Source organism: Noviherbaspirillum sp. FW303-A3 (assembly GCF_058788695.1).
The window spans coordinates 4,772,972-4,799,301 of sequence record NZ_JBYTAZ010000001.1 but is presented as its reverse complement, the minus strand read 5'-3'; the positions used below and the strand labels follow the sequence as shown (position 1 = coordinate 4,799,301).

Annotated in this window: 24 protein-coding genes; 8 read left to right on the top strand and 16 right to left on the bottom strand. The window is 58.1% G+C overall.

The genetic code is table 11. The features are described 5' to 3' along the window. Positions 1-57: 57 nt before the first annotated feature. Complete coding sequence (locus AC3WOY_RS23050) at positions 58-1,836, bottom strand: DnaJ-like cysteine-rich domain-containing protein (RefSeq protein ID WP_492428040.1); 1,779 nt, start codon at positions 1,834-1,836, stop codon at positions 58-60. A 292-nt stretch (positions 1,837-2,128) separates the two neighbouring features. Here AC3WOY_RS23050 and AC3WOY_RS23045 point away from each other — a divergent pair, with 292 nt between their 5' ends. Continuing rightward, a complete protein-coding gene (locus tag AC3WOY_RS23045; protein WP_492428038.1) occupies positions 2,129-3,022 on the top strand; it encodes a BRCT domain-containing protein in 894 nt (297 codons plus the stop codon). Between the two features lie 66 nt (positions 3,023-3,088). Here AC3WOY_RS23045 and AC3WOY_RS23040 read toward each other — a convergent pair whose 3' ends face one another. Further along, entirely contained in the window at positions 3,089-3,778 is a 690-nt protein-coding gene (locus AC3WOY_RS23040) for a hypothetical protein (protein ID WP_492428036.1), read from the bottom strand. Positions 3,779-4,045: 267 nt separating this feature from the next. Next, a complete protein-coding gene (locus tag AC3WOY_RS23035) occupies positions 4,046-4,291 on the bottom strand; it encodes a helix-turn-helix domain-containing protein (RefSeq protein ID WP_492428034.1) in 246 nt (81 codons plus the stop codon). A 136-nt stretch (positions 4,292-4,427) separates the two neighbouring features. Here AC3WOY_RS23035 and AC3WOY_RS23030 point away from each other — a divergent pair, with 136 nt between their 5' ends. Continuing rightward, positions 4,428-4,811, top strand: coding sequence for a hypothetical protein (locus AC3WOY_RS23030; protein ID WP_492428032.1), 384 nt, complete (start codon positions 4,428-4,430; stop codon positions 4,809-4,811). 59 nt (positions 4,812-4,870) lie between these two features. After that, a complete protein-coding gene (locus tag AC3WOY_RS23025; RefSeq protein WP_492428030.1) occupies positions 4,871-5,281 on the top strand; it encodes a response regulator in 411 nt (136 codons plus the stop codon). A gap of 619 nt (positions 5,282-5,900) precedes the next feature. Here the strand turns inward: AC3WOY_RS23025 and AC3WOY_RS23020 are convergent. From AC3WOY_RS23020 to AC3WOY_RS23005, 4 genes are read right to left on the bottom strand one after another with little or no spacing between them, the layout of a single operon-like run. Beyond that, on the bottom strand, positions 5,901-6,164 hold the full coding sequence (locus AC3WOY_RS23020) for a hypothetical protein (RefSeq protein WP_492428028.1): 264 nt from the start codon (positions 6,162-6,164) through the stop codon (positions 5,901-5,903). Positions 6,165-6,182: 18 nt separating this feature from the next. Next, complete coding sequence (locus AC3WOY_RS23015; RefSeq protein ID WP_492428026.1) at positions 6,183-8,639, bottom strand: DNA repair protein; 2,457 nt, start codon at positions 8,637-8,639, stop codon at positions 6,183-6,185. Between the two features lie 14 nt (positions 8,640-8,653). Further along, complete coding sequence (locus tag AC3WOY_RS23010; protein ID WP_492428024.1) at positions 8,654-10,033, bottom strand: metallophosphoesterase family protein; 1,380 nt, start codon at positions 10,031-10,033, stop codon at positions 8,654-8,656. A gap of 56 nt (positions 10,034-10,089) precedes the next feature. Further along, positions 10,090-11,490, bottom strand: a complete 1,401-nt coding sequence (locus AC3WOY_RS23005) for a recombination directionality factor (RefSeq protein ID WP_492428022.1) — start codon at positions 11,488-11,490, stop codon at positions 10,090-10,092. Positions 11,491-11,733: 243 nt separating this feature from the next. Here AC3WOY_RS23005 and AC3WOY_RS23000 point away from each other — a divergent pair, with 243 nt between their 5' ends. From AC3WOY_RS23000 to AC3WOY_RS22985, 4 genes are all read left to right on the top strand, one after another. After that, positions 11,734-12,423 carry a hypothetical protein gene (locus AC3WOY_RS23000; protein ID WP_492428020.1) on the top strand — a complete coding sequence of 230 codons (690 nt, stop codon included), beginning with the start codon at positions 11,734-11,736 and terminating at the stop codon, positions 12,421-12,423. Continuing rightward, a complete protein-coding gene (locus AC3WOY_RS22995; RefSeq protein ID WP_492428018.1) occupies positions 12,420-12,698 on the top strand; it encodes a hypothetical protein in 279 nt (92 codons plus the stop codon). The genes AC3WOY_RS23000 and AC3WOY_RS22995 overlap by 4 nt, the downstream gene beginning before the upstream one ends. Positions 12,699-12,779: 81 nt before the next feature. Continuing rightward, positions 12,780-13,172, top strand: a complete 393-nt coding sequence (locus tag AC3WOY_RS22990) for an HIT family protein (RefSeq protein WP_492429390.1) — start codon at positions 12,780-12,782, stop codon at positions 13,170-13,172. Between the two features lie 110 nt (positions 13,173-13,282). Continuing rightward, positions 13,283-15,259 carry a DNA phosphorothioation-associated putative methyltransferase gene (locus tag AC3WOY_RS22985; RefSeq protein ID WP_492428016.1) on the top strand — a complete coding sequence of 659 codons (1,977 nt, stop codon included), beginning with the start codon at positions 13,283-13,285 and terminating at the stop codon, positions 15,257-15,259. On the opposite strand, the gene AC3WOY_RS22980 is transcribed toward AC3WOY_RS22985, so the two are convergent. The 6 genes from AC3WOY_RS22980 to AC3WOY_RS22955 form a co-directional block, all read right to left on the bottom strand. After that, the gene (locus AC3WOY_RS22980; RefSeq protein ID WP_492427951.1) at positions 15,243-16,391 is read right to left on the bottom strand and encodes an IS3 family transposase; all 1,149 of its coding nucleotides are present in this window, start codon (positions 16,389-16,391) and stop codon (positions 15,243-15,245) included. The genes AC3WOY_RS22985 and AC3WOY_RS22980 overlap by 17 nt on opposite strands. Positions 16,392-16,975: 584 nt before the next feature. After that, the gene (locus AC3WOY_RS22975) at positions 16,976-17,854 is read right to left on the bottom strand and encodes a plasmid partitioning protein RepB C-terminal domain-containing protein (RefSeq protein WP_492428014.1); all 879 of its coding nucleotides are present in this window, start codon (positions 17,852-17,854) and stop codon (positions 16,976-16,978) included. Continuing rightward, positions 17,851-18,753, bottom strand: a complete 903-nt coding sequence (locus tag AC3WOY_RS22970) for a plasmid partitioning protein RepB C-terminal domain-containing protein (RefSeq protein WP_492428012.1) — start codon at positions 18,751-18,753, stop codon at positions 17,851-17,853. Before AC3WOY_RS22970 ends, AC3WOY_RS22975 begins: the two co-directional genes overlap by 4 nt. Next, positions 18,750-20,315, bottom strand: coding sequence for a recombinase family protein (locus AC3WOY_RS22965; protein ID WP_492428010.1), 1,566 nt, complete (start codon positions 20,313-20,315; stop codon positions 18,750-18,752). Before AC3WOY_RS22965 ends, AC3WOY_RS22970 begins: the two co-directional genes overlap by 4 nt. Before the next feature lie 143 nt (positions 20,316-20,458). Next, positions 20,459-20,920 carry a hypothetical protein gene (locus AC3WOY_RS22960; RefSeq protein ID WP_492428008.1) on the bottom strand — a complete coding sequence of 154 codons (462 nt, stop codon included), beginning with the start codon at positions 20,918-20,920 and terminating at the stop codon, positions 20,459-20,461. A gap of 321 nt (positions 20,921-21,241) precedes the next feature. Then, on the bottom strand, positions 21,242-22,519 hold the full coding sequence (locus AC3WOY_RS22955; RefSeq protein ID WP_492428006.1) for a DUF1173 family protein: 1,278 nt from the start codon (positions 22,517-22,519) through the stop codon (positions 21,242-21,244). 443 nt (positions 22,520-22,962) lie between these two features. Here AC3WOY_RS22955 and AC3WOY_RS22950 point away from each other — a divergent pair, with 443 nt between their 5' ends. After that, a complete protein-coding gene (locus tag AC3WOY_RS22950; protein ID WP_492428004.1) occupies positions 22,963-23,502 on the top strand; it encodes a hypothetical protein in 540 nt (179 codons plus the stop codon). Positions 23,503-23,599: 97 nt separating this feature from the next. Here AC3WOY_RS22950 and AC3WOY_RS22945 read toward each other — a convergent pair whose 3' ends face one another. The 3 genes from AC3WOY_RS22945 to AC3WOY_RS22935 all read right to left on the bottom strand — a co-directional run bounded on the left by AC3WOY_RS22945 (position 23,600) and on the right by AC3WOY_RS22935 (position 26,324). Next, positions 23,600-24,562, bottom strand: a complete 963-nt coding sequence (locus AC3WOY_RS22945) for a PD-(D/E)XK nuclease family protein (RefSeq protein ID WP_492428002.1) — start codon at positions 24,560-24,562, stop codon at positions 23,600-23,602. Between the two features lie 47 nt (positions 24,563-24,609). After that, on the bottom strand, positions 24,610-25,281 hold the full coding sequence (locus AC3WOY_RS22940; protein ID WP_492428000.1) for a hypothetical protein: 672 nt from the start codon (positions 25,279-25,281) through the stop codon (positions 24,610-24,612). Between the two features lie 152 nt (positions 25,282-25,433). After that, a complete protein-coding gene (locus tag AC3WOY_RS22935; RefSeq protein WP_492427998.1) occupies positions 25,434-26,324 on the bottom strand; it encodes a tyrosine-type recombinase/integrase in 891 nt (296 codons plus the stop codon). Positions 26,325-26,330: the final 6 nt, after the last annotated feature.

Below are 26,330 nucleotides of genomic sequence, written 5' to 3'. Positions count from 1 at the left end.
GTTTCCAGGTTTTGCGCATCCTTGCATGCACTGGGTGCGAGGCCAAATCGCTTCGCGTTACTGCGTCTGCTTGGGTTTGTTCTTGGTCTTGCCGTCGACGCGACGTTTTAAGGGAGAACCGATTTTCGTTGCAACAGGGTCGACAATGCGAGGCGGCTGGAACAAGGCAAACTGCCCGTACGCCTTGCCCCCACGGTCTATCCAGAGCGGCCATTTGCTGAAAAAGCTGCCCGCCATCGCCACACCGGCGACGATGGCGGCAACGCCAGTCCACTTCCCAACAAGCAGGTTTTGGCCGTCCGCCCACTGGACCGCCCCGCTCCCGCCCGCGCGCTTGATCCAACGCCTGCTGACCCATTTTGCGACAACCCAGCCTAGCAACGTAAAGGGCATCGTGACCACGCCCGCTTCCCAGGAGATCCCCGCCGATGAAGAAGGGAATAGGTACAGTTGTTGGTCGCCGGAGGCCATGACATGTTGCTGTGAGCGGTGGAGAAAGGCCTGCACGGCCACCACAAATGGAACAGACAGCATGGCAAGCGCCGTAACCCACTTGATGCGCGACCAGTAGGCCGCAATCCGCACGGCTTGCGCCAGATAGAGCAGCGCCGTTTGGATGTACGATTCGGAAACCGAACGGTTCACGTGTTCAACGATGACTTTCGATGCCATCCCCTGACGGCTTGCGTCAACAATCTCCTGGTGAACCTCCGATTCCATGAATGGCGCAACGACCTTGCGTGCCGACCGGTGGAACCATGGGAACCACCGGCTCTTACTCTTGGCCAGCGAGGCAAGGCGGTCAAAGTCCTCTTGCAGCAGCACTTCCAGCACACCGCCAGCGTCGAAAATCCGCGGGCGGTTTCCGTACAAGACCCATTCCGACTTGTGCCCCTGGACTTCGATGGAAAGCTCGCAAAAGGGTATCGTGCAGTGATAGAAGAACTCGACCGCGGCCTGATCGCGAATGACGTTGGTCTCATGCGGCTTGATGGTGCCGTACTGTTCGAGATTCGCAAAGCCCGCCTTGCACAACGCGGCATGAACATAGCTCGGTGTGTGTTCCGGATAGATGCCGCTAAAGTGCGGCACGGTGTAGGTTTGCGTTATCGTGATCCGTGTCAGGTAACCATGTCCGGCGCAGGTGCCGCAGGTCAGCACACCAGAGCCACCGCAGGTGCCGCATCGGTTTTTGCCGGAACCACCACAGTGGAAGCAACTGATGGTCCCGCCCGAGCAGGAATAACACATTCGATGCTGGGTTTCGGACCGATAGTATCCGTTGTAATCGCGGACTTGCCGCACTTCCGATACTTGCCCGCGACCGCCGCAAGCCGTGCAACTCACCCGCCCGCTGCCAAAACAGGGGCCGCAGCGGACCTTACCCGCCCCGCCGCATCCATCGCACGTGACGTGTCCCGAACCATGGCAGCCATTGCAGGTGTATGTGTGAAACAGCCGGCGCGGATGCGTGCGGATGCAGGTTTTTGCAGATATCGTGGCGTATGCCTGGGTGCGCACTGCATGCACCAAGCCATCCAGCGTTTCCGGCCGCCGCAGCTCGGCTTGCGCTTGCTCCTTCACCTGCTCCTGATACCATGCCCAGTCCGCGCTGGAGAAATCACCGTCGCCGGGTTTCAATACTCCTTGGTAATCCTTGACCTCCGAGGCGACCTCCAGCGCGTGACGGATTTTGATGGTGAAGCGCCGCTCGGCGGGACTTTCGCGAAGTGCATGGAGGTCGGACACGCCAAAGCGGGTGGCGCGTTCGATGTATTCGGCGGCGGCGGATTTGCAAGCATCAGCGTATCGCGTCAGGGTTGGATCCACAGTCATGCTGGTACTACTCCATCACACCGATCCCGCACGGACGGCTGCGACCGTCCAACGATCAGGATGCTGTGCCCTCGCGATTCTGTCATTCACCACGCTCCACAAAAAAGACGCCTTTACAGTTTTCGACGAAATACCAAGCGAAAGTTGTTGCAACATCCCATGTTTATGGGATGGCCAGTGTGTTGGTATGCGCAGGTCAAAAGAGTACACCATCTTGCCGTATAGACATATACATGCGCGATCGATAGACTGCGATGTCTCGCAACATATCGTTTATCAGGAGCGGCATTCCATGCACAGCGATCATGCAGCTTACTTTCCATTCAGTGGCAAGGCCCGGCTGGAGAAATCGATCAACTCTCTGATCGGCATCGTGGAAGGCATCTCGGTGGATGCATCCATCAATGAAACCGAACTCGGGTTCTTGCGCCATTGGCTGAACGAGCACCGTGAGTTAAGCGGGCGGCATCCCTTCAATGAACTGATGCCGGTGGTCGAGCACGCCATTCGGGATGGCATCCTGTCGGTCGAGGAACGGCAAGACATCCTCTGGCTATGCGAGCGCCTGCGCAGCAGCGAATACTTTGACAAAGTGACGGCGGACATCCAGCGCCTGCATGCGATCGTCGGCGCCATCGCAGCGGATGGCCGTGTGACCGAGGGCGAACTTCGCGGATTGTCGGACTGGCTGGCTGAGCATGATCACTTGAAGACCTGCTGGCCCTACGATGAAATCGATAGCCTGGTCACGAAAATCATGTCCGACGGCTCGATCGATGACGACGAACATCGCCTGGTGCACGGATTCTTCGCCGAGTTCATTGCGCTCTTCGACAACCGCACTATCGTGTCGCCTTCGCTGGCCGAAGGTGCGTCGCTGGTGGGGCTGTGCGCGGTCTGCCCGGACATTTCGTTCGCACAGTCGACCTTTTGCTTCACAGGCGCCTCGTCCAAGTACACGCGCTCCGAGTTCACGGCGATTGTGAATCGTCTTGGTGGCGACGTGCTCAATGGTGTAAGCGCCAAGCTCAACTATCTCGTGATCGGCGCCGACGGCAACCCGTGCTGGGCGTATGCGTGCTACGGACGGAAAGTTGAAAAGGCGGTGGAACTGCGTAAGCAGGGAAAGCGCATCCTCATCGTGCATGAGAACGATTTTCACGATGCCGTGGCCGACCTTGCCTAGCCGCGCAAAAGCTTCCATGCTTCAGTGGAAATGGCCACCGCCGTTCGGCTCCGTTCAATTTCCTCGTTAATCCGGTGTGCCAGGCCGATGCCTTCCGGCTTCTCCAAATGCTTCGCGCAATTCGTCCTTGGTAACAGCGCGCACGGAAGCGATGTCATTTTTCAGAATAATTTGCACGGCTTCGTCGGGATGCAGGAAAGCGTAGTAGCCTCTCGGTGAACGATGGTTAATCCATCCATTCCGCAGTAAGGCCGCCGCAAAGTGCTCAATCGTGTCCGTGTTTTCTATGCAAGCGCGCGGCCGATCCAGAGTTGCCGCCTTGCCCGTGCTAGACCGGTGACGGTCGAGACATTGTCGATTGTAAGCGGCAGCCGGGAACGCGATCTCGATACTGCGGTAGCTGAGTTCGTCGATCGGTATCTCGCGCACGTCCTTGTCCACATATCTCGACGCCACAGCGTCATGGGAGAAGTTTTCCCTGCCGTCCAAATTGACTTCAATCAATTTTGGGCGCACGCCATACAGTGGCAGGATATCCGACCGCTTGCAGTTGACACGGTAGTAGTCGCTTGAACACTGGGCAAAGCCGCTTAATTTAGCTTCACTCATGCGTCCGGGAACAACCATGCCGTGAAACGCGATAGACGCTGCTCTCGGTTGGGTTCCGTGACCCGATTTGGATGCGGTTTCGCCGCAACCGGGCCCGATAAAAAGCATCGGCAACAGGGACAAATACCGAATTCGCACAACAGCCATTTCTTCCAGGAAATCTTTTACTCTGAGCTAAAAGTGCCTCAGCGCATATCCCATAAATATGGGAATCAGGATTCAAATTCGGAAAAAATTGAGCTGGCGCAATTTGCGCCCTAGCCATGAAGCTGCGGAGAGATGAAACGAGTTTCGCTCGGATACCAAAGGAGCCATAACTTCGGAGAGGATCGCCAGGACGTTTTTGCGCCCGGCTATTAACTGCTGTAATAGCGAATTAAAACGGCATTAAAACTGAATGCTGCACATCGTCATTTACAGACCGGCGTCCGCCATAATCTCTGCTGCCTTGCTGTCTAGCGCATCGGCGATACGAATGAGGTTCAGAACCGACAGGTTGTTCTCGCCGCGCTCGATTTTTCCCATGTTGCTGCGCTCGACGCCGGAGCTGATGGCCAGCTCTTCTTGAGATACACCCAATTCTTTTCGTCTTGCACGAATGGCCGCGCCCAATCGCACGAGTTTCTTGTCCTTGTCGGCTTTGGATGACAATCTTGGCATGCGCCAATAATCACGCTATGATGCATTGAATACCACGTGATTGAATACCCATTTTGTCGCTCAGAAAAAGCACGTATCATGCAAATCGCTCTGGAGTAACCGGCCAGAATCAATCCGGCAGTTGAGGAATCATTTAATGGCGTTATCCACGATGGTGAGGGTTGGGCTGATGCAGAATATTGAGGCCCTCCTTCAACAGCTCGACGAGAATTGCGATCCGAATGACGTCAGGGAATCCATCGCGGATTTGATCGTTACCAATCTCCGGGCCATGAAAGACTCGCTCGGGTACTGGGAAACGGCTCACTTCGCCAACGCAATCGCCGCGCTTGCCTTGAACACGAACGCCCTGCATCAGCCGACAACGGCATGGCTGCGGTTGTGCCTGGTCGATCTTGAAAAGGTTCTCGTGCCCGAAAGCCAGCGAAACGAAAACACCCTGCTCAAAGACAAGCAACTCGAATCCCTGACCTATGAACAGCTCCTGGAAACCATTGAATCCGTGCGCAAGCATGGCTGAGAACTAGGGGCTGCCTATGCCGAGGCCGCACGCCGATGGCAGGGAGATGTAACGTCTTCATGCCGCCCGAGTTACATTTTCTGGTGGTCGACGATGTGCCGACGGTGCGGCGCATCGTCATTACTTTGCTGAAGGGGCTGGGTCATACCAAGGTTTCGGAAGCAGAGGATGGAGAACAGGCGCTCACACTGCTACTATCCGGGGACGCACTCGGTATGCCAATCAGTTTCGTGGTCACCGACTGGAACATGCCGGGTATGGATGGCTTGGCGCTGCTCCAGGCCATTCGCGCGGCCGCCAACTTGCAGCACTTGCCGGTGCTAATGGTTACCTCCGAAATGGACGCAGCCAACATCGTCGCCGCGGCACAGGCCGGCGCCGACGGATACCTCGTCAAACCTTCCCTGAACGCGAGCACCTTCAAGAAAACACTCGAAAAGATCCTGATCGAAAAAGGGCTGGCGGCATGACCGGTTATCTGCACGTCGCTGTCGGTCGCCCTGTGCCAGCAAAGAACCTGTGTAAATCTGATCTATTCAATGGTGCTTGATTGACCATGGATGACATCGATGTCGACCGCCACCGAAAAGACCAGCATGGCCGGCGGTTTTCATGTGGCGCCGCCAAAACCGGCTTGCACCGTGCCGGTGGCGGTGGCACACTGAATTCGCTGGTTCGAACGTTGGATCAGCGTACCGGTGTGGTTCCTGAGCGGGTGCTGGTTGTGTCAGGCTGCATAGCCGTCACCTGCCTTTGGTTCGGATCTTCGGATCGGCCATCGCGCTGGCATGTGTCCGGTGGCGTCAGGCGTTGCAGTCGTTACCTGCACCGAAGGTTACCTGCTCGTGTCACGAGTGTTGCACAGTCAGCCTAGCCAGCTGCTGAGGGTAGCCTTCATGGAAAAACTCCCGACATGGTGTCGGGAGTTTTTTCTCTTCGCATCGCTATTCTCCGCACCGCCGCCGGCCAAGCAAATTTCCACGCAATTAACCGCATTCGACGAGTTGCTCCCACACCGACGTGTATTCTTGGCCCTTGTTATCTGCCTGGAATTTATCTACTGTCCCTGCCCTCGGCGCGTGGTTTTCCTCAATCCTTGAACGCGACGCGTTCACAGTCGCGGTCCAAGCCTTCATCGTCCTCGATAGAAACACGGGGAATCTGCCGAAGTAGAAACTCCTGCACGCCACCAACCGGCACTACCTGCTCATCTGCAGCGAAGCGGCGCGGCTTGCGCGGCCGCCGCTTGGCGCGCACCAGACGGGCCGCCCCGTCCGATGTCTTGTTCCACTTGTCCCCGAAGCAGTAAAAGTCGGTCCCGACTGGAAGCTGATCAAAAGAAATGCTCTTCATGATTTTCCTCTCGACTGGCTATGCGGCACGATCCACGTCCAATTCTCGCGCGGCGTACTGTCCCAGATCGATTACCGCATCGGCCATCGCGGTCAATTCCGGCGTCTGCGATACAAAGTATTCGCGGCCGTAGCGGCCGATACGCAGCACTTCCCGCTTCATTGCCATGAACATCCGTTTGCGGTCGGCATCCAGCGGACCATCGGCTTCGTCGGAGAACAGCGTCTCATAACGTCTGCCGGAATGCTGTGCCAGGTACAACGCGATGGCGCGCGTCAGGCACTCATTGATCCATACACGTTCCCCGCCACTCATGAGCGTGACGCTCTTGCTGCTGCCTGAATCCGCATCGTGCACCACAATATCGAAGCCTTCCCGCGCCCCACCTTTCCCGGTCTCGACCTGGGTCTTGATCGATACCGTAAAGCGCGGCCCGTAGCACGCCAGCAGCAAGGCGTTCGCCAACCCCGCCAACGTCGGCCCGGCATCGTCGATCGACAGTGCAATCAGCCCGTCGTTGCTCATACACTTCGCGAACAGCGTCCATATGCCGAGTGCCTGCTCGATGCTTGCGCACCGGGCATCCGCTTGGTCAAGCTTGTGCGCGATCACATTTTGTCGCCGGTGCGCCTCTTCTGTCTGCTGCCGATCACGCAGCGCCGCCATGAAGGCCGACTCTGCGCCGGTTTCGGCTTGCTGCGCCAGCGCCACCGCCTGCTGCGCGCGCGTGACCTGCGACGCGTCAAAGGGTGCCGGCAACGCCGCCAGCGCAAGATCGACCCGGTCCAGCGATTCCCGATGCCGCTGCATTTGCTCCACGCGCTGCGCCGCAATCTGCTGCCGCGCATTGGAATTGGCCGCGCGCTCGGCCTGCTCCTCTTCGGTTTCGCCATGCTGTGCGCCGGCCAATTCCTGCAGTTGCCCGTCTACGACGGCAAGCGTCTCGTATGCCTGGTGCAGTTCCCCGCGTCTTGCCGCCAGGAGCGCCAGCGCCGACGCCGCAGTCCTTGCGCGCCGCAACTTGGCTTCCGCCGTCGCCATTTCTTGCCGGGCCCCGGCCAGCGCGGCGGCTTGCCGCCGTATCCCGGCCAGACGCGCGACCAGCGTCCGGCGCTCTTCTTCCAGCCGTGCGAGCTGCAAGTCCGCGGATGGCATCAGCCCTTTTGCGTCATGCGCGTCGCCCAGCAGCTTGCACCGCCCCTGGAGGTCGGAGCCGGCGCACGGCACTTCCGCCGTCAGCCCGACGCGCCGCGCGAGCTCCTGCGCTTTCAACGCCGCCTGCCCTGCCTCACGCTCGATTCCGGCGATTTTCTCCCGCGTCAGCTTCTCGTCGGTCGCCAGCTTGCTCCATTGTTCCGCCGCGCGGCGCCGGGCCAGCAGGTGGACTTCCCGCGCCGCTACGATCTTTCCCGCCAGCGGCAGGCGGCGCGCTGCCCGTTCGATCCGCCTGCCGTCGATGACAACGTCGTTCAGTCTGCTGCGTTGCGCCGTGAGCGCCTGCTGTTTCCTGGCCCATTCCGATGCCCGCAGGGCGATGCGCCTGTCGAGCGCTGCCAGCCGTTCGGCTTCGCGCTGGTCTTGCCGTTCCAGCGACATCAGTGCCGCTTTGCCGCCGTCGATGATTGCCCGTCGTTCGCCTTGCAATTGAATGCGCCGCGCCTCGGTCTGCATCGCCAGATCCCGGTTCGCCAACACCCTGGTCAGGGCCTCCTTGGCCGCATCGACGGCGCGCTGGCACGCGCCTTTCTGCGCCTGCGCCGCGCCGATGCGTCGCTGCGTATCGCCGAGCCGGTCGATTTCACGCGCCGTCTGGTTGGCTTCCGACTGCAGCCCCATGCGCTCCTGTCGCAGCGTAGCCAGGCCGGTCTTGAGCAGCTTGGCCGTCTCCGCCGCTTGCGCGCCCAACGCCCGAATGTCGTCCAGCCCGAGCAGATCGGCCAGCAGGGTTTTGATTTCCGCATTCCTGTAGGCGAAGAGCTGCCGCCGGCCCTGCGCCGAGAACACCGAGGTGAAGAAGGTTTCCGCGCTACCGAGGATCGCCTCGATGCAGCGCAGGTAGGTATCCATCTTGCCATCCGATATCGTGCCGTCCGGCAGCCGTACTACCGACCAGCCTCCCGCACCAAGCATATGCAGGAATGCCTCGGTTTTTTTCTTGCCGTTGAGCCGGAACACGAGTTGCGAGCGGTAACGCTTGCCGTCGTGCTCCCACACCAGTTCCTTGAAGTTTTCCGGCAGGTAGACGTGGTCGTAATAGGAAAAACCGCCCAGCCCGTCGGCACCCGCCCGCGACGGCATCCACGGGTACGGCGTCATATTGTCCAGGATGGTGGTCTTGCCACGCCCGTTCGCGCCCGCGAGCGCGACCAGTTGCGCGTCGCCGGCCAGTGTCTCGAAATCGAGCGTGATCTCGGCACGACCCAACCCATCCCGAATCCCGCGAAATCCTTTCAGTGTCAGAGAGAGTGGTGTCATTGCATGCCTTTCGATTACTGAGGGGGTCGCGCCATGCGACTCCCACCCAGTATTGCGTTGCGGCCGAACGAATCAAGTCCGCCGCCAGGCAGTGCGACGGTTTCCTGTCCGTTCTTGGTTGAGCTAGCGCAGTGCGCAGGGTTGTGGTCGTCGGCCACAGCGATGGGGTGCTGCGCTTCGTTCGGTCCGGCCAGGATGGTTGCGGCGATTTCTTCCGGCGTTTGCATGTACAGCGCCTCCAGACATGCCAGCAGCGGTTCCGCTTTGGCGTCGGTCGTCTGCGCCCAGACCCGCACCTTGTTCGCCATGGTGGCTTCCTGCGAAATGCCCGCCGCCCGTGTCCTTGTCACCGGAATCACGCGTCCCGCCAGCTTCACCTGGGCCGCACCGGCAAACAGGCGCTCGATCGCGGCGCGGTCGACGGCATCGCTATCCTCTTCCGGCACCGTCCAGCGCACCCGAACGAAGGCGCCATCGACCTCGCTCTCACGCGCGCATTGCCGCAATTGCTCCATGTCGGGCAAGCCGTCGAACGTAATGTCGATGGTGCGCCTGGCCGGTGTCGACACCAGTTCGAAGCGCACCGTGTCGGCGCCGACTTCCCATAGCAGAAAGCCCTTGTCGCCCTGTTCCCCGTAGTGCAACCGTCCGATCGACCCCGCGTAGGCGATCGCCCTGCGGTTGCCGATCCATGCCTGGTGTTTGTGAATGTGGCCGAGCATGAACGCGGTCGCGCCGGCGGCGAATAGCGTGCCCGTCGTGAACTCGTGGTCGAAGCCGGCCATCGGCACGTCGTGTTCCGTCAGGCATCCGTACACGGTGCCGTGCGACACGCCGATGCTGGCAACGCCCTGCCCACGCGCCGCGTCGTTGATCGCCGCATATCCACACAAGAGCAACTGCAAATGCTCGCCCACCGCTTGCGCTGCCTCGGTCGCGCCGACAGTGGCCGCAACCACCGCCTTGTTGACGACCGGCACGCAGGAAAACAGGGCGCGCGCGCCCGCAGGCACGGCGTCAAACCGCCATCCATCCGATTCCAGCCAGCTACCTCCCGGCAGCAGCGCCACTTGCTGCAGGCGGTCGGCGACATGGACTGGATATTTGCCGCCCAACAGGCGGAACACGTTCAAAGTGCCCGGCGGCTCGTGGGAAAATGTGCCTTGTAGCATCAGCACCGGGCAATGGTCGGCCAGACGCCGGAGGTTGCGCGCCAATGCGTCGACCGCAGGGGCATGGATATCGAGTGCGTGGTCGGTCGAATCGCCCGAGATGACGGCAAAATCGATGCCCTTGCCGATCGCCGCGTCGATCGCGAAGGTGAAGCAACGGTCCACCTCTGCCATCGTCGCGCCCGCATAATGGATGTCTGAAAAATGGGCTCCGCGAATCATGTTCGATTTCTCCTTTCGCTCGCTGTCATACCAGCATCGCCGCTGACCGCGGCTATTCAAGCGCCGTTGCGAGAAGCGCGCAGTTCCGTGTCGATCTTGTCGGCCAATCCCTCAGGGTCGTTGCGGTAGCGTTCGATCTCGTCCAGCGCACGGCACCGGCCGTTGGCGTTCAGTTTCCAGCCTGGCCCCCAGCGCTTGGCGGCGTAGGCTGCGTAGCGCGCCGCCTCGATCCCGAACGCGCCGGCTGCCGCGATCACCTGCTCCTCGCTGATGTCATCCGCACGCGGTGATGGCGTCGCGCCGCCGTGCTGGGCGTTGGCGGCCAGATTGCCTGCCTTCACCCATGTCGGGCGCGATTGCGGCATCGCTGCGGATGCCCCGAGATCACGTCCGCTTTGACCTGCTGCAGTCGCATCGTTCACCGGCCCATCGGGTGGATCGGAACGGTCCTGTTCCGCCTCCCATGCGTTGGCCGCTCCTTCCAGGACACGGGCGGCGTCCCGGGCGTTTGCGAATGCGGTTTCATCGTCCTGCGCACGCAATAACGCCGCGATGTCGATCGGCGCTTCCAATTCGATGATCCAATGCGCGGATCGCACGGCCCTGCCTTCGTCGTCGAGATGCGCGATTTCGCGCAGCGTTTTGGTGAGGTAGAACGGTGTCTGCTTCCCATCCAGGAAGCCGGAGATCCGGCCGCCGCGCAGGAAGGCCAGTGTTTTGAATTGCTCGATGGCGCGGCTCATCGCGTAGAAGCTGTTGGTATGCAGCTCGAATGCATTGATCGATTTGATGCCGGGAATGAAGAAAATGAACTGCCCCGACAAATTGCACTTTCTGCTTTGGAATTCCGGGCAGCTTTCGGGATGGCAAATGCCATCGTTCTCCTGCCGCAGCATCGTCTTGCGCCCGCCGAACAGGCGAACGGCGCGCTTGCCGTTCTGCTCCATTGGCACCGGCGCATAGCATTTGCAGTAGCGCACCTGTCCGTCCGGTGCATATTCACTCCAGAATTTCTTTTCGTGCGTACCCCAGACGACGAGTTCGTGCGGCATCACCGCCTGCCAGTGGTCGGCGGGGAATATCACGGGAAAGCGGTACAGGCGCCGGATGCCGTCGCCCCTGTCCTCGCCGAAGTTGTCCAGGATTTGCCTGGCGATTTCGGGATTGGGAAAGTCGCTGGGCCGCACCGTGAACCAGGCGACGTTCTTGGGGACGAGCGGCGTCTTCAGGTCCGGCACCGCCTGCCTGATGGCGTGCTCGATTTCGTCGAACGACTGGTTCTGGGCAACGCCGCGCTCGTAAATATCCCTGGCAGTGGGATTGTCGGCGGCCCTCTTTGTGAGTACCTTGATGCCGGCGCGGATTTTGCCGGCGGTCGGGATGCGAACGGTCCGGCTTCCGAGTATCGTCGGCACGGACGGATCCGATCCGTTGATGGTAACGATGGCGTTTGTCATGCCGAGGCTCCTATGCGATGCGATGTATTTCGCATCACCAGGATCTCGCTTGACTCCGCTCTTTCAAGTCAGTAGTCAGTGGCCGGCTGACTCCAATACAGACAGCTGGAAACCTACTGTGTCCTGAAGTCTTTCCCAACAAGCACACCAAAAATCTTCAATTTTTCTTTACTCATTTTTCTTTACGGCATTCTGCGCGCGGCATATAGTTTTCCCACGAACCACTCGAATGTGAAAACAGCCATGGAAAAAACAAAAATTACCGTCAAGGTTCATGCCCCGCTTCTCACGGCATTCGACGCGCAGCTTGACCGGCTATTTATCAAACGTGACGCATTCCTCAATCACATGATAAGAGCCGAAATCGGCCATCTGGGAAATGAACTCGAAGGCCGCAGACTATCCGGCAAAGCGCGCCGTTACATCTCAGGACAACTCAAACGGATGGGGACCAAGACAATAAACGTTGTGGTAGACAAAGAAACTGCAGAGCTGCTCACCGAAGTGGTAGACCGATCGAACATTGTGAGAGACGCATTCCTTAATCGCCTCATCATGTTCCTCCGTTCAAGTCATCCCCTCCTCAGCTATCTTGAACTGCCTCGCGTTATCGTTCGCTCCGAATTCAATTCTTATTATGAGGAAATGCCGACGAGCCCCCTGGAGGCGATGGAATCTGTTCTTGCCGATCCGCTGTACTACCTGCGGATTGCCGCCGAAGAAAGGTTCAAAAGCGGCCTGTACCTGCTCGCGCTACCTCAAAACCTAAGTGGCTTTACCTGCTTTCTTGAAGACGTGGACGTGCCGGGCACTCAAGAATACGATGAACAGCAAAAGCAAAGCATGGCGCTTCTGGACGAGTTGCTCCGATTTGAAACCGACGCTTTCAGCAAAGCATCAGCAACAAGCGTAGCTATGGAGGACTCGCAATGAATCATACAATTCACAGTCAGCAGCGTGCACAACAGCGCTGCCTTCCTCCAATTGTCCACCACTGGCTGAGCGAGTTTGGTGAAGAGGCATACGACGGGCATGGTGGTATCCGAGTGTTCTTTAGCCACCGCAGTATTCGCACGATGGAGCGCAAGTTCGGCCGCCACTTCATACGAGAGAACCGAAAATATCTCCAGGCCTACCGAGTGGAAAGCAGCCGTGACGGCGCAATTATCACCGCCGGATGGATAACGCGAAGACTTAATCGGGCTTGAACCGGTTTGCAAAAGCTGCACCACACAGGACGCACAATTGCTTCTTTTGCACCAAATCAAAATATTCACATCAGGATTGACATGACTCAGCAGTGCCCCTTCTGCCACTTAGACAATGAGCGGATTATCGATTGCAATGATGCGGGATTTGTAATCCGCGACGGGTTCCCAATTTCGCCGGGGCATACTCTTATTGTTTCCCGGCGCCACGTAGCATCTTTCTTTGAACTTTGCACAGAAGAACGCGAAGGACTATTGAGCCTGTTAAGTCGAGCCAAATCCACATTGGATAACGAACTGAGTCCGAAAGCTTACAACGTTGGCATTAATGATGGCCTGGAAGCCGGCCAAACCATCCAACACGTGCACATTCATTTAATACCAAGATATCAAGGAGATTCTGCGGACCCCCGCGGAGGCGTGAGATGGGTCATACCTCACAAAGCGAACTATTGGTCAAAAGATCCCCAGTAGTATTATGTCCCTGTGAAGTATTTACGCTTTCACGCGTCTTACTGGATAGCGTGTGACCGCCGTTGCTGTCAAATTCGCGAACGCATTTTCTTACACATAGGGGCCGCGAAGTGAGCTCTGGAAATGCACTTTTCGGAAATTGGCGTATCGTTTCCTCAGTCGGAAAGTCGGTTGCTGACCACCTCTACTTGCATACGTCGGCCATTTGCGCCTTGCCACCGGAATGCGCTGAACAAGTCATTCGAGGCGCCGAGCTTGCTCATGTTAGGCAAGATCATGATTTCAATGTCGTGAAGTTGCATAAGAATGACGACGAACTGTCGTTACTAAGCTATCCAGACTTTTTTGAAAATCCGTTTCCGACACTTGCCCGCAGCTGGCGTATTTCGTTGTCCAACGGTTCCGTGATTTTTCGTTCTTATGAGGAATCATGCAATCCGCCGATCCTTCACCGAAAAGAGCTATTACTTTTGCACAATGATCCGCGGATAGCGGAATACAAAGCTCTCACAGACGCGGCCGAGGCGCTCGGCTTGTTCGAAGACACGTGCCGGATCGGGCTACGAGAGTACTGGTACAAGTTGGTCGAGGATCGAGGATACGAAATAGTCGGCCACCAATTAATTCCAGTTGCGAATTGCAATACTGAAGTCAGCGCGGACGTCACACGAGATGTTCTACGCCACCTTACAGCACTTTCACGATCGAACTTCTCCGCTCCAATACAAGCGCTTTGCCGGCATGGACTCGTTGATCCACCCAGAACGTTCTTCGACTATGGCTGCGGTCGTGGCGACGATGTGCGCAACTTGCTTGCAAACGGAATCGATGCAACTGGCTGGGATCCACATTATGCACCTGATCAAGAGAAACGGATGGCGGATACGGTCAACATTGGCTTTGTGATCAACGTGATCGAGGATTATGCCGAACGAAGTGCTGCCCTGAAAGGTGCATATGCCTATACCAAAGGCGTGTTATCGGTGGCCGCGATGTTGAGTAGTCAATTACCTCCGGACGGGCGCCCATATCGCGACGGCTTCCTGTCCTCTCGGAACACGTTTCAAAAATATTATTCTCAAGCCCAGCTTCGAGACTTCATCGAGCATACACTCGATGCACCGGCAATTGCTGCCGGTCCAGGCGTGTTTTTTGTGTTTCGCGACAAGGCATTGGAGCAACGGTTTCTGACCGCTCGGTATGGGCGGCGGGCCAAAAGCGTCTTGTCGCGTGGCTGGGTGTACGAACGCGCAAAGCGGGCAGCCCGGGCATCCCGTCAAAACACCAAACCAAGAGTCGACCGCGAAACAGCGCTGTTTGAGGCCAACAACTCGACGTTTCTTTCTTTGTGGATCAAGTGCCTCGATCTCGGACGTCCGCCGGAAGAGTACGAGCTCGATAAGGTCCTCGCTGAAGCGGTCGGGACGCAAATTGGTTCCCTGACTAGAGCACTGCGCATCGCATTCAAGCGGTTCGATAATGCCGAGTATGAGCGTATCCGAGCGCAAAGAAAGTCCGACCTCTTGGTATTCGCCGCGCTTCAGCAATTCCAAAAGCGACAACCGTATCGGCAATTGGACGAAGTTGTGCAACTTGACATCCGTCACTTCTATGGAACCTACGCCAGCCTCCAGGCCGCCGCACGCCAAGACCTGTTCGACCTCGTCAATCTTGAAAAAATCGATGCCGCTTGCAAGGTTGCGGCTGAAAACGGTTACGGCTGGCTCGAAGAGAGCCATTCTCTGCAACTGCACTCAGGTCTCTTGGAGAGACTGCCGACGATTCTGCGTATCTACGTCGGATGTGCAACAGTGCTATGCGGTGACGCGTCCGACTTCGACCTCATTAAAATTCATATCAGGTCTGGCAAAGTCACATTGATGAAATTCGCGGACTTTGAGAACTCTCCGCTTCCGCGATTGCAACAACGCGTCAAGGTAAAACTGAAAGAGCAAGACCTGGATATATTTTTGTACGGTGAAGAGTATCCTCCTAGTCTCCTCTACCACAAGTCACGTTTCATCAATGAGGTAAAGTGGACCCATCCGTCAAGACAGTTTTTTTCGAAGTTTAAGCTGCATCCATGACTTCACTTGCAGCGGAACAGCGCTGCCCTGTTTCTGCGCGGGAGGAATCCCTTGCGCAGCGTAGCGGAGCAAGGGATTCCTCCCGCGCGCCGCCGAATTTGTCCACGATCTTCGCACCACCGCCCCGGCCGCTCCGGTACACGCTGCCCGGCGTCGCATAGCCCAGCGACTGATGCGGCCGCGTCTCGTTGTAGAACGCGAAGTACTGCGCCAGCCCGACCGTCAACTCGCCCATCGTGGCGTAGCCCTTCAGGTACACGTCTTCGTGCTTGACGTTGCGCCACAACCGTTCGACGAAGATGTTGTCCAGCGCCCGCCCGCGACCGTCCATGCTGATTGCCACACCTTCCCGCTTGAGCACGCCCGTGAAGGCATGGCTCGTGAACTGCGCGCCCTGGTCGCTGTTGAACACTTCCGGCTTGCCGTGCTCGCGCAGCGCGTCCTCCAGACAGTCCACGCAGAACGACGCGTCCATGCTGTTGCTGATGCGCCAGGACAGCACCTTGCGGCTATACCAGTCGATGATCGCCACCAAGTAGGCAAAACCGCGCGCCAGCCGGATGTACGTCACGTCGGTCGACCACACGTGGTTCGGCCGCACCACTTCCACCCCGCGCAGCAGGTACGGGTACACCTTGTGCCGCGGATGCTTGCCGCTCGTGTCCGGCCCCGGCGCCATCCCCGCCAGCCCCATCGTGCGCATGAGCCGCTGCACGCGCTTGCGGTTCACCACGTGCCCCAACCCGCGCAGGAACACCACCATGCGCCGGCTGCCGTAAAACGGCCGGCTCGTGTATTCCTCGTCGATCAGCTGGCACAGCAGCAGATCGTCGTCCCGCAGCGCGTCGGCGTTGCACGCCGCCATGGCCCGCCGCTGGTACACCGTGGCGCGCGGCACTTCGGCCAGGGCGCACTGCCGGCTCAAGGGCAACTCGTCCGCGCCGTCGATCCAGCCGATCCTGGCGTCCCGGCTCACTCCCCCAACTTTTTTTTGAGCCAGTCCACTTCCATCTTCAGCCGCCCGATCTCGCCGTAAAGACGCTCCTCGCCGCTCTTGTCGTCGACCGCTAGCTTCGGGCCACGCCTGGTCTCGAACAGCGCCCCAGCATGCTCCAGAATCTCTTTCTTCCACTGCCCGACCAGCACCGGATGCACGCCATACGCCTGCGCGATCTCGCTGATCGTTTTCACCCCGCGCACCGCTTCCAACCCAACCTTGGCCTTGAATTCCGCCGTGTGCACTTTGCGCTTCTTGCCTTCACTCATTCGCCATCATCCTTTCAGGGACGACAGCTTAAACTACCGCCGGCAACTGTCTCAAATTCGGGATCCACTATAGCTGTCGTCCGTGCAGACGAAACTGTTCCTGAAGAAGTCTGAAGACGGGCCTGAATCTTCTGAACCGAGAAATACCATGGTAGCCGGGGCAGGCGGAGCGCTGTCCGGCAGTGTGCCTGGGTAAATGGAGTAAGTCGTAAGCGCGAAAATTGAGGCACTGGGAGAGAAACATCTCGCAGCCAGGCTACCCAGGGACATCGCGATTATCGTCGAAGTGGTACATCGGTCTTTCCATGGCGGCACGCCCGATACATCACCTGCGGTTCAAAAAAAAAACAGGAATGATTAGGGTCCGCAAAAAACTGCGGTCGATAAACTTTGCGTGCAGAGCAGCATTTTTTTGCGGGATCGAGAGGCACTAATCGTTCATACTCTCCATTACTCTAACGACTCACAACGGACGAGCGATTCAAATTCCGCCAATACTTCTGGCTGCCGTTGTTTCAAATACCGGGTAACGGATTTATTTTCCAGCAGTTTAGCCAGGTAGCCTTTGGCAAGCACCAGGTTCAGAACATCCTGGCCATAGGTTTGCTCAACCATTTTGTACTGCCCCTGCAGGTTGCTCATCTCGCGCTGCATTTTGGCCATTTGTTCCTGCGTCACGCCGGTCAGCTTCAGCGTCTTTTTGCCTTCCACCAGCAATTCAGCCGGGGTCGCCACCAGCATCGCTTCAGCGTAGGCAACGGTTATTGTGTTTGCGGCAACCATCAGTTCGACGCACTCGATCTGCCGGGTCGGCTTCATCTTGCGCAGCACGCGGGAAATTTCGGCCGAAAACTGTCGGTCTTTCAACATATCCGTCGCCTCGGGACAGATCCCGTCCAGTAAATTCATTTTCTTGATGATGTGGCTCACGTCGACGCTGAGCACCTTGGCGAGGCGGTCGGGGGAGACGCCGCGCTCGATGGCGCGGCGAATCATCAAATGCTCCTGAATGGTCGAGAGCCGATTGATCCGGCTGTTGTAGGTGTATCCCTCATCGTCCGTGGCAACCAAACAGAGCGCATCGACAAAACCCAGGTCGCGCAAGGCGACGAGGCGGATATGCCCGTCCAGCAGCAAGTGCTGCCCCGAGTTGCGCATGGCTGGCGTAATCGAGAGCGGTTCGATCAAGCCGATTTCCCCGATGGAGGAACGAATTTGCTTGAATTTGCGCGACGTGCTAAGCCCTTCCGGTATTTTTCGCGATGGCAGGATGCTGGTCAGCGGCAGCGACAACGGATCCAGCGAAAATCCCAGGGCAACCGCTGTCACGCCTTGCCCCCATTCGCCCAAACCCGATCCGCCAGATATTGCGGCAAGGTATCGAGTCCCTCGGCCCGCAACAGATTGGTGAAATTTTCATCGGCAAGCAGTCGGCGCAACGCGCCGACGACAAACAGCAGCCGTTGCTGCGCAAACTCGGCTTTCTTCACCATTAAACGTTGCCGCTCCACTTCCTTTTGGTAGGTGCGCACCAGGCTCGACGACGTCACATCGCCTCTCTTGCGGGACGCACCGCGCGCAACCGACCGTCCCAGGCTCTGGCGGCGCTCGATCACCCGCCGCGCCTCCCGTAAATGCTTGCCGCGCAGGTCCCCGGATTCGTAGGCATCCTGCAACGCGGCTTGCACCGCTTTGTCGTCGTCGCCCGCGCCGACAATCGCCATGGCCGCGTTGAGGGGAATTTTCCCTTTCTCGACCGCGACCAGCAGTCGTTCCTCGCCGCGTTCCAACAGTGCGGTAATGCCATATACGTATTCTGGGGTGAGCCCGGTTTTCAGCGCGATGGTTTTCTTGTCATACCCTTGCTCACACAAGGTCTTGATCCCGGCGAGCAGTTCGAGCGGGCGGCAGTGTCGGCGGGCGATATTCTCGGCTAGACTCATAATGAAGGCGTCTTCGTCGCTGACCTTGATCACTAGCGCCGGAATGGCCGCTTCGCCCAGCGACTTGAAGGCCTTCATGCGCCCCTCGCCGCACACCAGCAAGTAGCGCTCCTGCCCATCGGGGCCGGCACGCGGCGTTACCGTGATCGGCTTCTTGATTCCGATGGTCCGGATATTACCGATGATCTCCTCGAAGACCTTGCGATTGCGCTCACGCGGATTCAGTATGTCGATTCGATCGACCGGAATCATTCGCAACTCACCAGGTCTATGATTCCTGGTCATGCGGCCCTCCTCATGCGAGCACGTTCCGCCATGCCATAGAGATACTCCAGAGTGTCAAAGCGGTAGGTGTCAAACTCGATAGCATTTTGATCCGCCAAACTGAGGCGCGGCTGGCAGAAGTCCAAGCGTGGCAGCAGATAGTAATCGAGCGGTGCCTGATTGCTTTGGTCGAGGCGAACTGCGACGGTGATGTCGGGCACGAGGCTGCCGTCGAACCGGATTACCCAGCGGTTACGGCCGGCCTCATGCGTTTGGCAACGGGCGAGCACCAGCGATACGGTAAATTCCTGGTTCACCTGCAACAGATCGGTCGCGGGATCGCGCACTACCTGGCCACCCAACTCGGTGATCCTGGCTTCCGTCTGCACCACGATTTTTGGGTGCATACGCCGCAGGAAGCGGTTGATTTCGAGGTACCGATAGTCCCGGTCCGGCGTGAAGCCGACCAATTCGTAGGCGCGGATCAGACTGCCGAATCGATGCGCATATACGGAGGACGACGGCATTCCGTCCATTTCATTTATGATCAAACCGGAAAGAAAGCCCCGGCTTTGGTACAAGGAGCGCAGCCGTTCGATGAGCTCTTCGTCGGTAAACCGCCGCGCGCGCGCCCGGATCATGCCCTGCGCGGTAAAGAAGACCTCCGGCGGTACAATGGCCTCGAACGCGCCCTCCTTCCTGATCCACATGTCGGCACTGTTTACGACCCGCAGCTTCTTGAGCTTGAACGAGACGCGGTTGTAGACATTGTTGCCAATATACTTTTCGTTCGTCAGCACCTCATGCACGGTGGCGCGTGTCCAGGGGCGACCAAGATCGCTTAAAATCTTCATGCCATTCAGCCGCGTGGCGATCTCGATTTCATTGAGGCTGTCGTCAATGAACCACCGGTAGATCTGGTTGACGATCCGGATTTCTGCCTCCGGCCCCGGCACGAGAATCACGCGGTCGGTCTGCAAGCTTTTGTGTTCGCCGCGCGCTAGTTCACTTTTGACGGCGCCGTGTTGGTCGACCAACACACGGCGCAATCCATACCCCGCCGGTCCGCCTTGTCGATACCCCAATTCGATCAACCGGCACTGTCCAGCGAACACCTTGGCGGACAGTTCACGACTGTATTCGCCGGCCATCGCACGCTTGACGCCCTTGACGATCGTCGACACCGGCGATCCGTCGTTTTCGAATTGTTCCGCGCAATAAGCGACCTGGATGCCGGCGCGCCGACACACGTACTCGTAATAGGCACTTTCATCTGCGTCTTGGAATCGGCCCCACCGGCTGACGTCGTAGACCAAGATGATCTGGAAATCGGCCATCCCGGTCTCGACATCCTTGATCAAGCGTTGCAGCGCTTGCCGGCCGTCGATGCGCAACCCGCTCTTCCCCTCGTCGGCATAGGTCCGGATGATCTCGATGTCGCGCCGGGCGGCGTATTCGCGGATTTTGTCACGTTGATTCTCGGTGGAATATTGCTGATGCTCGGTCGACATCCGTACATACTCCGCCGCCCGGAACAGGGATGTGCGCGAAAATTCGCCATGGCTATTCTGATCTCGTCGCATACGTCCCACTTCTCCATGGCAAGGCGAATGATTTGTTGTTCGTCGGAATTTTCCTTCCTGTCACCTGCATGGAGGATCGCATGGTGTATACAGGCGGGCGCGCGCACGAGCGTTACGCTAGCACCCACGTTGTTTTGTGCCTATCACGTCCTCTCTTTGCAATCATTTGGCGGCGGCTGGCCGATTTCTGAAAGCAAAGCAATTTTCACGATCCACGTGTCCTTCTCTGCCATATCGGAAGCCACGACTGCAACAATCCGATAGATCCCTGGTGGCAATCGAGAAATCGGTATCGACGCGTCCATCTTTGCAATATGGTTCTCGCGTCGTCGGCCATTGCGCTCGCGCTGTTGCGCGCGATTCCGTTCGGCATACTCGAGATGCGTGCTGCGGTAGTTCCGCCAATACTCCGGATGGCGATCACTCCACGCTTGTTGTGCACGAATCTGATTGTCTTGGTAGTCGGGATCGGTCTGCCGCTTGATCTGTTGCCAGCGCCGTCGCCGCTCACGCTGACAGCCAGGGGCCGAACAAAATTCTTGATTGGGAACTTGAGGACGCGGGCAGAAAATCTGACCGCAGGCAGCACACCGCTTGCTTTCCATAGGGAGCCTCCGCGCACGAAAGGTGCGGAGGACGTGCCTTGAAGCCAGCCATCATAAAATCTATGCGTAGACCAGATCTAGCCGCCTGCGTGGACATCAAATGTGAATGGAATCGGTTTGGATTTAGATCAGCAGTCACACGATCGACATCTCCCGATGCAAATTGCGGCAGTTCAACCGGGACTGCCAGTGCGCCTGGCTATTACAGGTTTCAGACTGGCAGATAGCCTTCATGAGGCGCCTGAGCGGTAGTAAGGATGCGGTTACCGATGCATACCTGTGCACGCGCAAACCGCAGCACGCGGCCGCTTCTCCATGCGCTCATCGGTTGGCCTTGAAAGCAGTTCCAGCACCTGCGTCAACGCCACGCCGTGCAAGCAGCGCTTCGTCGCGCTGGTGCGGACTGGCGAACGCCGGCATGGGCTCGTCTGTGTACCATATCCAAACACCGGCGTTGTTGGCTTTAACCGCCTTTTCTTTTGCCGCGCGCTCTTTCGCATCCATGAAGCTGCTGACGACATGCAGCGGGGTGGGCGTGTCGCCCGTGTCGAGCAACAAGGCATTGGGAAATGGGGCGGCACTACGCGCATCATAGCGTAGCGGTTTCAGGAACCGCCGCTTCTGCCCGGTCAGCGCTTCCAGCAAGCCCACTTCGTGCATGCCCTCGATCGGAATCCAGTGTTCGGTTGCCAGCATGAGGCTGGCGGTATCAATCTGATACGTGCGCTCCCGCTTCGCATATACCAGTGCGCAGATCACGACTCGCAGCCTGGACTTCGTATCCGCATCGCGCGCTTCCAGCATGGCGCCGAACGATCTCTCGATGCGCTCCCACGCCTTGTTGTCGATGAAGAGCGGGACATCGGGCATATGCTTGATCCACACCTTCCTGCCGAAGGGCGCCGCCTCCGCCCCCTTCAGTTCGCCCAACACCAGCGCCATCTTGAATTGCGCCTCGTCCGCCGGCGACAGCAGGATCGACAGCTTGGCGCGACGCCGCTCGGCGATCTCGTCCTTGCGCTCCTCGCTGAACTGCTCCGGCACGTACAGCCGCTCCGACAGTTGTGCGCCCTTCATTTCGATCTCCGCCGCTGCTTCCATCAGGTATTTGTGGAACACTGCCTGGGAACGCTTGCCTTCCATCGCCGGCGTCCAGCGATTGAACCCGGCGCGCTCGAACAGGTAATGCATCACGGCCCGCAGGCTCATCCGATGCCGCGGTGCATTGATTTCCGCTGCCGGCACGGCTTCTGCGCGCGGAATCGCCCTCCCCGGCACCCTGGTCAGTGGGAAATCCACCCGCAGCTCGACCGATTCCGGCGAGCGCTCGATCACGGCGTCGCCCATCAGCTCGCCCAGCCCGGATTGCCCAAACTCGGGATCAAAGGAGGTGCAGGCCGGATGGTGCCGGCTGCCTGTCCCTGGCATGCGCTTGACCACGTACAGCCGATGTTTCGCGACATACATTTCGACGCCGCCCTTCACGCACATGCAGCGTGGCCGCTCTGGCGTGTCGTAGACTTGCGCCAGCGCCTGCAGCAACCGAGGGTCATCCGCTCCCAGCGTTTGCCCCTTGATGAAAAATCTCTGGATTTCCATCGACGTCTCCTGGCCAATGCCGCGTGCGTCGATCACCCCTGACACTGACCGTGCACACGGCTTGCCTGGCCTTGCCGTTCGATATCGATACGACCTTCAATCCGATAATCGATTTCAAACGGAATTCCGACTTCACGCGGTCTCCGTTTAGCAATCACATGACGTTATCGTCCACGGCGATCGACTTTCAGGCAAGCGGAAATTCCACGATTTATGGGCGGCTTTCGCTATTAGCCTGCGAAAGATAACGGGTGATAACCGGCACGGCGCAGACCGTCGCTGCAAAGAGTCCTTCCCGCAGTGGCCAACTATTGCGATGCATTTCGGCAACATAAGAATGTCGCCATGGTAAGCTACATGCAACTATTCTTCACCGATTTTAAGGGTAGCGCAGCGATTGCGCCACGGCCTAACAATTCAAAGAACATTTCTTAACCCCGACCATGGATCACTTCGAGCATCTCATTCAAACGCTTCTAGAACTGGATGGCTACTGGGTTCGGCAATCATTCAAGGTTGACCTATCCGCGGAAGAAAAACGCGCGACCGGAAAACCCTCCATCCCGCGCCCGGAAATTGATCTTCTTGCCCTGAATTTTCGTCGCAATGAAGTGCTCGCTCTCGAAGTGAAATCGCTACTTGATTCGCCCGGCGTGAAACTTGCCGATCTGAAGAAAGAGCATGCTCAGGCCGAGGGCCGCTACAAGCTCTTTACATGTGAACGCTATCGCTCCATCGTCATGAAAAGGCTGGAAGAGGACCTTGTTTCTTCAGGCATGGCAAACCGCAAAACCAAATTTACACTTGGATTGGCCGCTGGCCGTATCTACCAAAAGCAGAGTGATGCAGTCCATGAATTCATGCGAGCAAACGGCTGGCTGTTCTGGTCGCCCGAAGACATCAAGCTCAAAGTCACCGCGCTTGCCGAAAGACGTTACGAGAACAACGCGGCGATCCTCACCGCAAAGATTCTCCTGCGGTGAAACGTCCATGTTCTGATGCATAGCGCGAAGGCGTTGGCTCTGCTTACGAAAAAGGGGGAATGTTCTTGGACAGCCATTCGGGGGAATCTCGACCGGATCAACCTATTTGGTTGCGAAGCTGGTCCATGATCAGCTTTCCCAACTGGCGCGTGTTTCTCAAGTTTCCTTGGGCATTGCGCAACTCGACGCGTAACTGCAGTTCATCGTTCACCCTACGCAGCAGCGGCTTGGCCGAGACTTCCTGCCCCGTGTCTGCATCGTAGGCTTTAACGGTCCCGCTTCCCAAACGGACCAGCTGATACGCACGTCCGGCGACCACGACCTGATGCTGCTCGACGATCTTGTCGTCCTCCAAATCCCCTGCGACCTTGCCCGGCGCGGTCGGCAAAGTGACGCTACCGACGAATTGTACGAATGCCTTGAGCGTATGGCGGGTGTATTCGCTTACGGGTTCTATTTCCGCACCCGCTTCCCTGCGCAGGAGATCACGAATGAGATCGACGACAGATGGCCCCGAATGATCGAGTTTGTGATTGTCCCACCGCAGCCACGCCTTCCGATGAAATCCGGCTGTTGGCGGCACGAGTTGCTCATATTCGCTAACGAGCCCTGTCGAATTGCCCGCAGGTGTCAACAAGACAGCGGTGATTGCAGTGCCTGTATCGACTTCGGCGTGAACGCACTGGAATTCTTCCTTGAACTGTGCTTCTTGCGCCGCCCCCGGTCTGATTTTGTTTTCGATGATCAGCCGATGCCGTTCGGCACCGCCTGCAATGTCCGGATCATAGAGCTCGATCTCGATATCGACCGTGCGGCTGATGTTCCCGAATGCGTGCCGAACCTCAAGCCCGACGTCCGCGCTAACCTGCTTGCTGCGTAGCACAGAAGCAAAGCGCTCCGGCTCGCCGCATGCATCCGCAACGGCCCCCAGGAAAGACCGAAGAAACGTGTCGGCCAAGCCATGCGCCCGGTTTGGCGATAACAGGAAGGCGAGGAAGGCGCTGAGGTTAGTTTCCGTCAGGCGACCGCGACCTTCGGTCAGCGCAGAGAAAAGGTTCATGGTTTAGATAACTGTCACGGTGGTGAGTACACTCAGACAACACCTCGTCAATCGATCTTCGCGGACTTGCTGCAGCCCGGATACTTGCGCATCAAATCGCGATTGCGCACCATGTCGAAAGGTGCAAATAACCACAATTGCCGATCTACATCCCTAAACGACCATGTGGCTTGTTTGGTGTCGCCTAGATATGCTTCCTTCAGCGAAGCGTAACGCTGCTGCAGTTGCGCACGCAACTCACGAACTTGGTCGCGGGTAAGTTCGCGCGGGTATTCGCGAATGATCGTGGTGACGCGGATCGTCTGCGCACTGCCGTCGGCGGTTGGCACAACATGCGCAATCACACGCGTCAGATGACCACTTTCGGACTTGAACCTACCGGTAAAGGAGCCGGCCTCGCAAAAGCCCGCCACTTTGGTCAGTTTGGCGATGCCGTCAGCATCGAACGAACCGTCCTGGATGTAAGGCGTAGCAGCCGCCACGACCGCCTTGGATTGGGGCGCCAGCATGTCCGCCACCTTGGCGATGTCCTTATCACTGTATTTCAGGGAAATGATCGGCTTGTTGATGAATGGGTTCTTCGGCGCTTCCCATGTGACATGCGTTAGCGAAGTAATGTCATCCCAGGCGCAAACACCACTCAGGCACGGCATTCCCTCTTTCACGGCATCTTCCGAAAACGACGAAGCACTTGCCAGTACAAGTACGGTAGCGATCATTGTTCTTTTCATGTGCAGCTTTCAATCCAATTTCAGTAACAAAACTTGTCATCGACGCCAGGATGCCAGTTACACATACCGATGCCTCTGGAACGCGAGCGCCAATTTGGAATTATTCCACAGGAAACCGGCATTTTCGGGATTTCCTGCGCTCACACCAATTCGCGCACAACTGCCGGCAGCGGTTGGCGCACTTTTGGCAGCAGTTCCCGTACCGATTTCATCTCGCTGATTCCCAATACCTCCCCGATCTGGTCCTCGTCAGCACCGCGCTGGAACAGCCGTGCAGCGACCGTGCGCCGCAGATTGAGCGCCGACACGCCCTCCAACCCGGTGCGCCGGAATATCTTGCGGTACGAATCCAGGATACCTCTGCACAGAAAGCGCATTTGGCCGTTCTTGCCATAGCTCACGATCTCGAACGGCTCCCCCGACTCGGTCAGGAACAGCCGGCTGTGCGGCACGAGGCCCCGGTAATTCGGGCGCCTTTCCTGATCCGCGTTCTGCTGCAGTCGTTCGGCCAGATAGCGATCAAGCGCCTCCCTTGTTTTCGTGCTGGCGAAGAACAGCGGCCTGGCTTTGCGGTTGACGGCCACTTCCGCTCGCATCACCGATTCCTCCCTCACGCTGCCGTCCGGGTTCAGGTAGTCGCGCACCTCCAGGCGCGCGATTTCAAGCGGCCGTGCGCCGGTGCTCAACAAGACGTAGAGCAGCGCCACATCGCGCTGCGGGCATGCGCTGCGCATTCGCGTCTTGCGCACCGCGAATGCGATGTCGTCGTCTGTCAATATTCGTCCGACCCGCCTTTCGGACGGAGCGGTTGGCGTGTACCGCTCAATGGCTGCGATAACAGCGGCCTGACATTTTCTGAGGCGTTGTACGAAGGCGATGCCTTCCTCATTGATCCCTTCGATGCCGACTTCCTTGGACAGCTTTAGCGCGCAGGCCTTGATGCGCCGCTCGACGGCGGTACGGGTGACGCCATAGTCACTTGCTACGGCACCGTAGGTTTTTCCGGCGACGACGGCCTTGAGCATCGCCATCGAGAT